Here is a 12149-nt window from a genome sequence, read left to right on the forward strand (position 1 = left end):
AGACGCGTCCGCCGAAGCCGCGTTGTGCATCGGACCCCTGCTGCTGGAGCACCGTGGTGGTCCAGGTGTCCGCGATGCGGATCGGCACGCCCGCCTTCGGGGGCTTCTTCTGCTTCCAGGGGACGCCGCTGGGGATGTCGATCTTGCGGACCAGCGCGCCCGGCCTCCAGCCTTCGCCCTCTTCGGCCAGCGACGGGCCGGCCATCGTGAGCAGCGCGGCGGCAAATGCAAGTCTTGAAGCGATGCGTTTCATGGGTCGGCTTCTGCGGTTAGATTGCGAAATCTTGCTCTGGTTTAATATTGCAAATTGAAAACCGTGAATTGCAAATCGAACCCCTGCGTCCGTCACTCTTCAATTTGCAATTTGCAATCCGTCTCTACCCAGCCGCCGGCAGACGCACCGGCCCGCCCGGCGAGGCGTAGCTCGCCGGCGTCACCTGGTCCGAGGCGGCGTCGCGCGACTTGTCGTCTCCCATCGGCATCATGGCGCCGTCGGGCTGCTGGATCGGCATCTCCATCGGCATGCCCTCGACCGGCATCCCGTCGGTCGGCACGCCCTCGATCGGCATCCCTTCGTAGACCGGCTGGCACTCCGCTTCGCCCGGGATGTACGTCGGGTAGACGCTCGGCGCCTCGGCCGCGCCCCACTCGTCGCAACGGCTCCGCAGGCCCGACGGGCCGTGCATGTTGATCACGTCGCACAGCACCCAGCTCATGCGGGCCGACTCGACCTGCTTGACCTGCTCGTTGTCCTGCTCGTCGCGGACGATACGGGGCGTGAGCACAATCAGCAGCTCCGTACGTTGCTGCGACACGCTGTCGTAGCGGAACAGGTCGCCCAGCAAAGGAATGTCGGAGATCAACGGCACCCGGCGGTGGATGTCGCTGGTGCTCTTGGTCAAGAGCCCGCTCAACAGCACCGTCTGGCCCGACAGGGCGCTGACGGTGGTGCTGGCCTGCGTGATGTCGATCCGCGGCGAACGCAGCACCTCGCCCGTCGGGGAGACCGAGATCGGCAGCCCCTCGATCTCCGATCCCACGGCGCTCTTCTGGGCCTGCACGGTCATCGTCACCTGGCCGTCGACGCTGATGCGCGGCTGCACCTGCAGGATGATGCCGACGTCGCGGTACTGCACCGTGTTGGTCTGCCCGCCGAACTGGTTCTGCTGAACGCCCGTGATGGTGGGCACCGACTGGCCCACCTGCACGAAGCCCACCTGGTTGTCGAGGCACATGATCTGCGGCCGGCTGAGCACCTCGAGCCGGCGGTTCTCTTGCAGGGCCCGCAGCAGCATGCTGATGCTGTTGCTCGACGCGGCGAACACGAACCCGCCGAAGCCCAGCTCGCTGTTCACCCGGTTCACGCCGAAGCTGGAAAGCCCCTGCGCCGCGACGCTGGCCGCGGTAGAGAGCGCCCGCGTGCTGGCGGAGTTGCCCAGCGGCTGGTTGTTGAACGCGAAGCCCGGTTGCTGATTGGCGGAGAGCACCGTCTGCTGTTCGACGGTGGTCACTGCCCCGCCGGGGGTCGTGGTGTTGGTGGTGGTGTTGATGGTCTGGATGTCCGACAGCAGCGAGCGGTCGAACAGCAGCGAGTCCTGCAGGCCGAGCTCAACGCCGAACTCGTCGGTGTCGTTCAACCGCACCTCGGCGATCAGCACCTGCACCAGCACCATCGGCGGGCGCTCGTCGAGGTCGTCGATCAGCTTGGCCACCTTCACGTGCTCCGGATCGGTGGCGCTGACGATCAGGCTGTTGGTGTTCAGCTCCGAGACAATCAGCACCTCGCGGTCGATCTGCGCGAAGGGGCTGATCGCCAACTGGGCCGCCTGCTCCGCTTCGCGTTCCGCGTCCAACAGCTCGTTGAGCGACAGCGCCACCTCGTCGGCCGGCGAGTTCTTCAGGCGGTAGACGCGCGTCTCGCGTCCGCGGTTGTCGCCGTCGTCCAGCCGGAGCAGGATCGCCTCGACCACCGCCAGGTCTTCGGCGCCGCCGGCCGCGATGATGCTGTTGGTGCGCTCATCCACGGAGAACTGCAAGCGGACGATGGCGTTCGAGCTGGCGCCGACCCCCGCGATGTCCGCGGCTTCGTCGGTGCCGAACAGGTCGCGGAGCATTTCTTCCAGGGCGACCGCGTCGCCGTTGATGATGGTGAACACCTTCAGCTCTGCGGTGGCGTCGGGCGTCTTGTCGAGCTGGGCGATCAGGGCCGCGATCAGCTCCATGCTGGCCGTTGGCGCCGTGACCACCAGCGCGTTGGCCCGCGCGTCGGCAGAGATCTTCACGCCGGTAAGGATGCCGGAGTCGAGCCGACGCTGGTCATCAATGGTCACCAACCGCAACGACGCCGAACGCGCGCCCGCTTCACCGGCCGCGTCGCCGGTCGGGGGCAGGATCGCGGCGTCGAGCACCCCCTTGAGGTCCTCCGCAAGGGTGTTGCGGAGCTGGAAGATACGCACCTCGTCCACGGCGCCCGACTGGGTCGTGTCGATCTCGCCCAGCAGCTTGCCGACCTCGAGCAGGTCGCTCGGGGAGGCGCTGACAATCAGGCTGTTGGTGCGGAAGTCGGGCACCACCAGCGCCCGCGGCGCCAGGGCGCCCCGCTCGCCGCGGTCGTCGATCGGGTTGCCCTCGTCGTCCAGGTCCAGGAAGTCGCGCACCAATTGCGAGGCGTCGCTGGCCGAGGCGTGCTGGAGCGGGAACACGCGGAACCGCGTTTCTGGCTTCACCGGCTGGTCGAGCTTCTTGGCCAGCTCGATGGCGGTCTGCACGTTCTCCGTCCGGCCGATCAGCAGCAGCGCGTTCGGTTTGCCCAACGGCGTGATGCTCACCGATCCGGTCCGCGGCCCCAGCACCTGCTGGTAAACCTGATCCAGCAAAGTAGCCATGGAGCGGGAATCGACGTTCTCCAGCGGGTAGACCTCGATCGCCGGCACCGTCACGGCGCTGATGTTCTCGATCTGTCCGATGATCGACATCACCCGCTCGACGTCCTGCTGGGCGCCGCGGACGATGATGATGTCGAGCCCTTCGACGAACTCGATCTGCACCGGCCCGAGCAGCGAGGCCGCTTCTTCGGGAGTCTCGCCCGCGGCCCGCGGGGGCGACTGGCCCCCCTCGCCTTCGGGGGCCTGCATGAGCATGGTCACCGGCCTCACCTGCCCCGGCGCGGCGACGGAGCCGGCCTGGACCGCCTGCAACGCCTGGCGGACCCGCTGCTGCGGCGCATTGCGGGTAGAGACGACGCCCGTCGCCTCCTTGGGGCTCTGCGTCTTGGCGTCCATCGCCTGCAGCACGCGGCCCCAGGCGGCGGCTTCCTCGGCGGGCCCGTCGACGCGGGCCTCGCCCGTTTGCCGATTGATCTGAACCGTTACGCCACCCACGTCTCCCAGCCGAACCGGGAACGACAGCCACAGGCCCGAGCCGTCCCACGTGGTGGGCAGCGGCCGACCCGTCAGGCCTTCCAGCCGAGAGTGGGCCTCCTGAGGCGTGAGCGTGGTGAGTTGAACCGACTGCGCCGCGGCGGCCGGCGCCGAGGCCGGGGCCTTTCCGCCCGCGGCGAGCATCCCGCGGACCTGGTCATGCACCGCGGGTTCGGCCAGCAGGATGAGTTGACCGGTGCGGTCGTCCCACGCCGCCCGCCGCCCGCCGGAGCGGTCGAGTTTCTCTGCCCAGACGCGGACGGCCTCGCTCCGCTCCGCCGGCGCCGTATGGGCCTGCAGCACCAGCGAGGACGATCCCTCTGGGGCCTGTCCGCGTGAAGCCGCGGCAGGGGCAAACGTCATTAAGGCCGCGAGAACGACCCGTAGTTGGTTGCCGGTCATAGACGCCTTTCCCGTTGAGTCAGCGATCGGAACGGCGCGCACGGCACGCCGCTACCACCGGAGTAACCGGTTCATCCCTTGTCATCGGCAAAGTCAGCCCACACCGCCAACAAATCTTCGCCGCCGGCAAGCAGGCGGCCGGTTCGGGCGGCCCCAGGATGCGCTGATGGAGCGCGCAGCGGCCACCAGAGGGACGCCCCAGCGGCGCCCGCCCGCTGCGGGGGGGGAAGACGGACTACAGCGTCTCGTCGCTAGCAGTGACAGCGTCGCGGAGCGACTTGTCTTTTCGCAGTTCGATGGTGTAGGTGCCGTCCTCGGTCGATAGCACCAGCGAGTTGGAAGTGACCCGCTCTACCATGGCGCTCAGCTCCCCCACCTTGAGCGGATCGCCGGCCCTGAGCCGTAGCACCTCGCCCGTGGTGCGGACCGTCACCCAGGCCTGGTAGGAGTCGCCAGAGCCAACGATGCCCGTCACGTAGGCGTACTTCGCGTCGTCGAACTTCGGCGGCGCAGGACGCGGGGGCGGGTCGCGGCGCACCACCGGCGGGCGTACGGGCCTGGGGGGCGGGGGGGGCACGTACTCTTGGAAGATATTCCTGCCCACCACGCTAGAGATGTACGCGTCTTCCGAGGCCAGCGTGAGCCGATCCGACTCCCCGGCAGCCAGGCCGGTGGCCCGTGGCGTCCCCGGGACGATCAGCGCCTCGACGGTCAATCCGAGCCGCACCTTGGCGCCCCCCTCCATCGGGGTGAGCTTCAACAGCGTCACCTTGTGGAGCTGGTTGCTGTGGTAGAACGCGTAGAGGAACCTGGTGACGGCCGACAGGTCGCCCACCGCGTCCGCGGTGAACGTGAGCGCCTCGTACGCGTCGCCCCGCGTGCGACCCCCTGGGGTGCTCTTGACGTCGTCGTACGTCAGTCCGGCGGCGACTAGCTGCTCGATCAGCCAGGCGCGGTACTCGCTGCGCGCCACGTTGCGTTCGCTGGGCAGCGAACGCGACTGGAACTCGTCGAGCTCGCCCAGGGCCGCCTGCGCTTTGTGCGCCTCTAGCCGGGCGAGGTCGAGCCGCCCCTTGACCTCGACGAGCGCTTCGGCGCGGGCGTCGACGGCCCCCTGGTACCGATTCCACAGCCTCGAGCCGCCCCACGCCACGATCAGCAGCACGACGCCCCCGGCCAGAATTTTTTCGCGTTGGTTCACGGTTGCCCCCCTTCGTTGGCCGCCCCAGGAACAACCGTAGAAGCCGGCGGCGCGGTCAGCGTCGCCTGGAACGTGGTGCGGTACAGGCCGGGCGTGTCCGCCGTTGCGACCGCGCCGGGTTGCACCTGGTGGTCGGCGTCTCGCAGCTCGCGTTCCAGATCGTCCAACGCGTCGGCGTCGCGTGCGGCGCCCTTGAGCTCGATCTGCCCGCCGGTTTCCTTGGCCCCGCCGCGGGCCGTGGCGGTCAGCCCCGTCACCAGCACGTCGGTCTCGGCCAAGAACTCCTTGGACTCGAGGACCTGGGGCCTCAGCTTGCGCCCGAGGCGTTCCAGCTCGTTGAGCCACGCCACGTCGGTCGCCAGCCACTCGTCGATCGCGTCGGCGCGGACCCGCATGGGAGAGAACTTTTCGATCACCTTCTCCTCCGCGGCCAGTTCGCTGCGGACGTTCGCCGTCTCGGCGTCGTGCTGGGTCAGCCGGGCGTAGGCGAGCCAGGCGCCGCCGAGCAACAACGCCACCGCGGCGGCGGCCGCCAAGATCTTGGGGCGCTGGCTCGGCGCCTCCTCCTCGCTGCTGCGCGGGTTGAGGAGGTCGACCGCGTGGGGCTCGCCCGCTAGCTCGGCGACCGCCACCCCCACCGCTCCGGCGTACTGGCCCGTGTCGTCGATCGCCTCCGACGAACGGCCCTCGATCCAGCCGTCGATGTCTACGAACGAGCTCTCCAGCGGCGGGTCGGACTGCGTCGCAACCGGGTCGCAGCCGCAGAAGATCAACCCGTCGAGCGGTCGATCCCCGAGTTGGATCCGGGCCGTCGACACCGTGCGCCGCAGCTCACCCTGTGAGACCGCCCCCGACGCGTTGGCGGGCGCCCGCCGGACGAGCGTCGGCAGGCCGTCTTCCCACAGCACCAGGTCGACCTCGCCGCCGCCCGGCAGAATCAGCACGTGCGCCCCGCTGGACAGGGCCGGGTTGATGCGCGAGGCGAGCGACGCCGCACCCACCGGACGCAGCAAGTACGAGGTGGGCTTCAAGCCGGCCGCCGCGCACGCCTTCTCGATGGCGGCCCGTTCGACCGTCGGCAGGCGGGCTACCAGCACTTCGTGCGGGATCGTGTCGTCGCCGCGGACGGGGACAAAGTCCAACGCGGCGCCCTCGTCGCCAGCCCCGAACTCGCGTTCGGCCTGCAGCTCGACCATCGGCGCCAGTTCTGCTGCGGGGCCGGGCGGGAGCTTCAGCCTGCGGAACTGCATCAGGTCGCCGCTGACGCTCACCAAGACTTTCGAGAACGACCCCTTGGCCAGCCCGGTTTGCTCCAGCAGCTCCGCCACCGCCGTGGGAGATTCGCTCCGGTCCGCGGTCGCCAGCTTTACGATGCGCACGTCGGACCCCGCCGACTCTACGGCAACGGCCCGCACGTGCCGGCGGCCCCAATCGATAACAAGGATATTCGGCATAAAAAGCTGCTAGTGGAGCGGAACGCCTGGGAACCTCTATCGTAGGCAGCGGCGCGCCGAGATTCGACAGCGAGGCCTACAAAACTATTGAATTATGCAACGACGGCGCGCGGCGGATCCCTGCCAAAGACCGGCTCAGGGCTCATCTGGCTGCACCCCCAGCACCGCCGGATCGAAACCCTGCCCCAAGGCGGTCAGGTTCCTGACGCGGGCCAAGTTGGGCATCAGCCCCGAGAGGTCGATCACCGCCTCGAGCCGGCACTGCGCCCCCCCCGCGTCGAAGTAGCCAACGACCTGCGCCCGGTAGACGTCTCCGCCCCCGGTGGCCAGCGGCATCAACAGCTTCATCTGTTCGAGCGTCAGGATCCCCTCGGTGAGCAGCCAGGTCTCGTACTTACGGTCCGGCCTTTCGGCGAGCACTTCAAAGTCGCGGGCGCCGAGGATTTGCTCTACCAGCGACGGGTCCATGCCGGGGAGCCCCTCCAAGAGCTGACGCGGGCACTGGTTCACGTTCAGACGGCCCGGCACCACCGCCTGGCCGCTGGCGGTCAGGTTGTCCATCAACAGCGGGAGCGACTGCGAGAGCGCCGCGGGATCGTTGGGGAACGGCGTCACCACCACCACACGCTGGGTCGATCCCTCCTCCACGACCCGCGTGTTGACCCCCACCAAGTCGAGCAGGCTGCCGATCGTCTCGGACCCGGGCTGCTCGTAGTCGATCTGGACCTCGGCGGCCGTCTTGCTCTGGGTCGTTGCGGCTTCTCCTTCTTCCCCCACGGTGTCGCTGACGTCGGTAGGGCCGTCGGACGTCCCCGCTCCCCCCGCTGCTCCGGCGGCGCCGGCGGCCTCTGCCTCGAGGTCGGTCGTATCGGGCCCCCCCTGGCGGAAGGCGATGATAAAGTTGGCTTGTTCGGCGCCCAGCAGCGGCTCCAACTGGTCGTATAAGACCTGCAGGTCTTCCATGTTGACGTCGATCTTCGGCGTGCCATCGGCCCGCAGGTTCTTTTCTGCGCTGGCCAGCGTGAGGTAGGCGTTCCAGCCCAGGCTCATGGAGCCGTCGGAGTTGTCGACCCCCAGCGGCGCCGGCAGCGCCCCTTCGGCGCCGTCGATCACGAAGTTCCGGTTGCGGTCCCAGCCGTACAGCAGCTCGGGGGTGACATCGCGCACCAGCAGCAGTTGATCCACCGACTCGAGCGGGCCGTTGGGGGGGGCGTAGGACGGCGTGAGGGCCGAGTAGTACGACGCCTCGGCGCCGAAGTCGCGCGGCTCGTCGTCTTCATCGATGAAGTCGAGGATCGCGTCGGCGATCGACTCGGTCATCCCCGGCAGCGCCATCAACAGCACGCGGCTCTGCCCCTCCATCTGCTTGTCGGCCAGCAACACCGTGTTCAGGTTGAGCCGGGCCGACTCGTTCTCCAGCCCAAACCGCAGCCCGTTCCACAAGCCGTTCTCGAGGGCCGGCGCCACGATCGCAAACCGGCCGCGCAGCTCGGCCGCGTCGCTGTCGAGCACCAGCATCCCCTGGAACATCGCCGGGTTGTTGTAGAGCCCCCCCGCTTGCTGCTGTAGATCGAGGGTCTTGGCGGCCTGCACCTGGGCGAAATCGATCCCCGACTCGGCCAGCAGCCGGGCCTGCGTTCCGCGGGTGTAGGCGTCCGACGCCCGACGCTGGGTGAAGCTCCAGTCGAAGAACGCCATGCCCGTCAGGGTCAGCAGCGACACCACGACTAGCACCACCAGCAGGATGCTGCCCGAACGCCGGCGTTGTCGAAGGTGGGTCATACGCCGCTCCCCGTGGCGCCGCTTGTCGTGGCAGCGGGGTCTACTGCTTCCTCTACGGGGGCCACAAAGCCCGCCGGCAGGGCGATGACCATGCGGTAGTTGCGGATGTCTGCCGCGGCGGCCGGGTCACCCGCCTGCGCCGCGTGCAGTCCGTCGGTACGCACCGCGAGGTTCAATTCAATCGCTACCGGAAGCGGCGCCTGGCCTTCGGTGGTTCCCCACTGCGTGTAGGTCGTTGTGCCGTCTGTGTACGCGATCGACATGCCCACCACCTCCGGCGCCACGCTCCAGGTCGTTCCGTAGGCGAAGGCGTCCCCCCCCAACTGCTGCTGGTAGAGGTAGACATCGCGGTTCACCTCCTGCCGCACGAGCCCCCGCAGCGGCTGCCCGTCACCGCCCATCTGCGATCCGTCTGCCAGGGCGTACCGCACCAGGGTCAGCCCCGCCATCGGCGGAGGCGCCTGCTGGGCCATCGGCGAGAGGGTCTGCGGAGTAATCGGCGACGGTCGCTCGCGTTCTAGGTAGGCCATCACGCTCACCGCGTCGCCCATCATGCCGAAGCCGGGGCGGACAACCGCCTCGGCTTCTAAAGGGTCGGTGGTCGCCGCGGGGTCGGCCTGATCGATGGAGTCGACGTCGAACGCGGCCGAGGCTTCGGCCAGCTCGGAGGCCTCGGCGGTGTCTTGGATGCTGCCGATCGCGGCTTGGCGGAAGTCGTCTGCAACAATGCGGAAGACCCCCCGCACCAGGGTGGCCTGCTCTACCGTGCTGCGCGAGGCGTCAACGCGGATCAGGTGCAGGTCGATGGCCATCGTCAGCAGCCCCAGCAGGATCACAGACAACCCCACCGCGAGCACGACCTCGATCAGCGTGAAGCCCGAGCGTACGACGCCGGCCTGATGTTTCGACGTGAAGCGCATCATCGCCCGCCTCCCCCACCGCCGCCTGCACCGCCGCCACCACCGCCTCCTCCTCCGCCACCGCCACCGCCGCCGCCCCCTCCTCCGGTGGCCGCGCCGCCTGCCCCAGAGGCAGAGCCCGCCCCGGAGGCGGTCCCCGCCGAGCCGGCGGTCGAGCTGCTGCTGGCGGCTTCTTCGGCGGCCGTGGCTGCGGCCTCGGCCGCGGCCGCCGCGGTTGCGAGGCTCTCAAGGTACGCCGGGCTCTGCACCCAACGAGAGATTGCGAACGTCAAGGGCGCCGTCGCGTCTGGAGTCGATTCTTCGACGCCGACCCGAACCAGCAGCAGCTCCGGCTGGGCGGTCGCCTCGACCACGACCGAGTAACGCCAGTCCACGGCCCCCTCGGGCTCTGTCCAGTCGTTCGGCCCGCTGCTGGCGAGCGGAAGGGTCCCGGCGATCAATTGCGCAAGCACGCTCTCGGCGACGATCGACGCCTCGCTCTCCCCCGCGCCGCGGCGAGAGTTGACCAGCGAGAGCCGGGAAACCTCGCCCAGCACGGCGAGTGCTGCCCCCAGGATGCCGAGCGCCAGCACCACTTCAAGCAGCGTGAAGGCCCGCGCTGCTGCACGCTCGATGGGCTTAGCGGCGGTCATCACCTTCCTCCCATAGACGGATCTCGGTCGAGCCGGTCAGCCCCCGCAGCGAGACGATCAGCCTGGCGCCCTCGGGGGCGGCCAGCACGACTTCTGCATCGGAGCTCGTGCCGTCCGGCTGAAAGACGAGCGGTACCGAGGCGTCGCCGTCCCCCTCGCCGATCGCGGTCTGCCCGTTCTGATCGGTCACGACCAGCCGCTGGAAGACCGCCGATTCAACCCCCTGACTACTCCCCACGGCGGGGTCGGCCGTGGGGTCCGCCACGACGCTACCGGTGGCGATGCTAAACGTCCCCGTCCCCAGCTCGCAGCGGAACTCGCGCGGCGTGCCGGTAGACATGGCGTCGAGCCGCGCCTGCGACCATACCGTGCAGAGCTTCTGGGCGGCCTGGCGGAGCTGACCGCGCCCGAAGGCGCCGCTCATCGCGGGCGCCGCGAGCGCGGCCACCACCACCATGAGCGCCAGCACCAACAAAACTTCCACTAGCGTGAAGCCGTGCGGCGTCTGGCGGCGATAGCGACGGGGCTGCAACAATCTCACTTCTCCCAGTTGCCGATGTCGTCGTCGCTGCCGTCCTGGCCGTCGGGCCCGGCGCTCCACACATCGTACTTGTCGGAGTTCTTCTTCCCTTCCTTGGAGTACTTGAACTCGTTGTCCCACGGGTCAACCGGGACCTTGCTCTTGTCCAAGTAGGGGCCCGCCCAGCGCTCGGCCATCGTGCTGTCGCTCGGCTTCTGAATGAGCTCCTCGAGGGTCCCCGGGTACTGCTTGGTGTCGAACTTGTACATGTCGATGCTGGTGGCGAACTGCGACACCTGCGCCTTGGCGGCGTTGATGTTGGCCTTGTCTTGGACGCCCAAGAACTGCGAAGCGGCGATCGAGCCGAGCACCACCAGGATCACGAGCACCAGCAGCACTTCGATGAGCGTGAAGCCGCGATCGGAGGCGTGGTTGTTGTAGCGACGGTTCTTCATTGGATTACCTCGTTCGGGTTGGAATGGTTCGGATGATCGTTACTTAAGCGAACAACGAGCATCGCGTGGGGTTTGCGGGATTGTGTAGCGTCCGGTTGCCCGCGGCTTTTCCTACGATCGGTCTTCTAACGTCTTGCCACTGTGTTGGTCAGAGCGTCGTGCTCGCCTTGATGATGGGCAGCAGCAACGCGATCACCACCACCAGCACGGCGCTGGCCAGCACCAGCAGCAACAGCGGCTCGAGCAGACGGACGAAGAGTTCGATCTTTCGCCAGGTAGACTTCTCAAGGTTGTCGGAGATCTGGTTCAACACGATCTCGAGGCTGTTGGCCTGCTCGGCAACGGCGATCATCTCGCAGACGTCGCGCGGGAAGTGACCGCTGGCCGCCAGCGGGCCCGCGAGCGGCTCGCCGGAGGTGATGTGGTCCGAGGCGTCGCGCACGGTCTGTTCTAGCACGCGGTTGCCCGTGCTGTCCGCGGCGATCTCCAGCGAGCGCACGATCGGCACGCCCCCTTTGAGCAGCGTCCCCAGCACCCGGCAAAACCGCGCCACCGCCAGGTTGAGGTAGATGGGCCCGACCGTCGGGACCTTCAGTTTAACGCGGTCCAGCACGTTGCGGCCGCGCTCGGACGCCGACCAGCGGCTGAACCCGTACACCACGCCCACGATGCCGGCGATCGCCAGCCACCAGTAGCTCTGCAGGAACGCGCTGAGCAGCAGCAGCCACTCGGTGACCATCGGCAGCTCGCCGCGTTCCTTGAGGCGGGCGAACAGCCCCTCGACCATCGGCACCGCGAAGATGATCAGGCCGTTCACCACGATGGCGCCGATCACCGCGATCACCACCGGGTAGGCGAGCGCCCCCACCACCCGGCTCCGCAGCTCTTCCTGCTGATCGGTGAAGGCCGCGACGCGTTCGAGAGAGTCTTCTAGGAACCCACCCTCGCTGCCGGCCCGCACCACGCTGACCGCGAGCTCGCCAAACGCCTTGGGGTGGCGGGCCATCGCGTCGGACAGCGTGGCGCCGTCTTCGACCCGGTTCTTGATGTCTTCCAGCACGAACGCTAGCTGCGGGTTCGACGCCTGCTCGCGGATCACTTGCAGCGAGCGCAGCATCGGCACGCCGCTACGCAGCAGCGACGCAAGCTGGCTGTAGACCGGGGTGATGTACTTTGACCGCACCCGCGGCGAGCCTTCGGCCGCCGTGGGCTGCTTGCCGATCGTACCGACCGACAGCGGGAACAGGTCTCTGCCGCTGAGCGTGGCGAGCGCTTCGCGCTGCGATGCGGCCTGCAGCGTCCCTTCGAGGCGCTGTCCGTCGAGGGTGCGGGCTGTGTAAGCGAAATCGGGCAAGGGAGAGGCG

The 12149-nt window shown here is 68.3% G+C and carries 9 protein-coding genes; all 9 read right to left on the bottom strand.

All coding sequences use genetic code 11. From position 1 onward, the window contains the following. Positions 1–377 precede the first annotated feature (377 nt). Entirely contained in the window at positions 378–3821 is a 3444-nt protein-coding gene (locus Pla175_RS16640; RefSeq protein WP_145287570.1) for a secretin N-terminal domain-containing protein, read from the bottom strand. Between the two features lie 235 nt (positions 3822–4056). Then, positions 4057–5022 carry a hypothetical protein gene (locus tag Pla175_RS16645; RefSeq protein WP_145287573.1) on the bottom strand — a complete coding sequence of 322 codons (966 nt, stop codon included), beginning with the start codon at positions 5020–5022 and terminating at the stop codon, positions 4057–4059. Continuing rightward, positions 5019–6476, bottom strand: a complete 1458-nt coding sequence (locus tag Pla175_RS16650; RefSeq protein WP_145287576.1) for a hypothetical protein — start codon at positions 6474–6476, stop codon at positions 5019–5021. The genes Pla175_RS16645 and Pla175_RS16650 overlap by 4 nt, the downstream gene beginning before the upstream one ends. A gap of 135 nt (positions 6477–6611) precedes the next feature. Continuing rightward, positions 6612–8258 (bottom strand): type II secretion system minor pseudopilin, encoded by a 1647-nt coding sequence (locus Pla175_RS16655; protein ID WP_145287579.1) that lies wholly within the window; start codon positions 8256–8258, stop codon positions 6612–6614. Then, a complete protein-coding gene (locus Pla175_RS16660; RefSeq protein ID WP_145287582.1) occupies positions 8255–9181 on the bottom strand; it encodes a PulJ/GspJ family protein in 927 nt (308 codons plus the stop codon). The genes Pla175_RS16655 and Pla175_RS16660 overlap by 4 nt, the downstream gene beginning before the upstream one ends. Next, positions 9178–9810, bottom strand: coding sequence for a hypothetical protein (locus Pla175_RS26140; RefSeq protein ID WP_197526918.1), 633 nt, complete (start codon positions 9808–9810; stop codon positions 9178–9180). Before Pla175_RS26140 ends, Pla175_RS16660 begins: the two co-directional genes overlap by 4 nt. Further along, positions 9797–10345 (bottom strand): prepilin-type N-terminal cleavage/methylation domain-containing protein, encoded by a 549-nt coding sequence (locus Pla175_RS16670; RefSeq protein ID WP_145287587.1) that lies wholly within the window; start codon positions 10343–10345, stop codon positions 9797–9799. The genes Pla175_RS26140 and Pla175_RS16670 overlap by 14 nt, the downstream gene beginning before the upstream one ends. Before the next feature lie 2 nt (positions 10346–10347). Further along, positions 10348–10785 (bottom strand): type II secretion system major pseudopilin GspG, encoded by a 438-nt coding sequence (gene gspG / locus Pla175_RS16675; RefSeq protein WP_145287590.1) that lies wholly within the window; start codon positions 10783–10785, stop codon positions 10348–10350. 148 nt (positions 10786–10933) lie between these two features. Then, positions 10934–12139, bottom strand: coding sequence for a type II secretion system F family protein (locus tag Pla175_RS16680; RefSeq protein ID WP_145287593.1), 1206 nt, complete (start codon positions 12137–12139; stop codon positions 10934–10936). Positions 12140–12149: the final 10 nt, after the last annotated feature.

It is taken from the genome of Pirellulimonas nuda (genome assembly GCF_007750855.1).
GTDB classification, from domain to species: Bacteria; Planctomycetota; Planctomycetia; order Pirellulales; family Lacipirellulaceae; genus Pirellulimonas; species Pirellulimonas nuda.

What these genes read in the sequence shown, in the direction of transcription:
- Pla175_RS16640 (WP_145287570.1), bottom strand. Translation starts at nt 3,821, where the DNA reads ATGACCGGCAACCAACTACGGGTCGTTCTCGCGGCCTTAATGACGTTT.
- Pla175_RS16650 (WP_145287576.1), bottom strand. Translation starts at nt 6,476, where the DNA reads ATGCCGAATATCCTTGTTATCGATTGGGGCCGCCGGCACGTGCGGGCC.
- Pla175_RS16655 (WP_145287579.1), bottom strand. Translation starts at nt 8,258, where the DNA reads ATGACCCACCTTCGACAACGCCGGCGTTCGGGCAGCATCCTGCTGGTG.
- Pla175_RS16660 (WP_145287582.1), bottom strand. Translation starts at nt 9,181, where the DNA reads ATGATGCGCTTCACGTCGAAACATCAGGCCGGCGTCGTACGCTCGGGC.
- Pla175_RS26140 (WP_197526918.1), bottom strand. Translation starts at nt 9,810, where the DNA reads ATGACCGCCGCTAAGCCCATCGAGCGTGCAGCAGCGCGGGCCTTCACG.
- gspG (WP_145287590.1), bottom strand. Translation starts at nt 10,785, where the DNA reads ATGAAGAACCGTCGCTACAACAACCACGCCTCCGATCGCGGCTTCACG.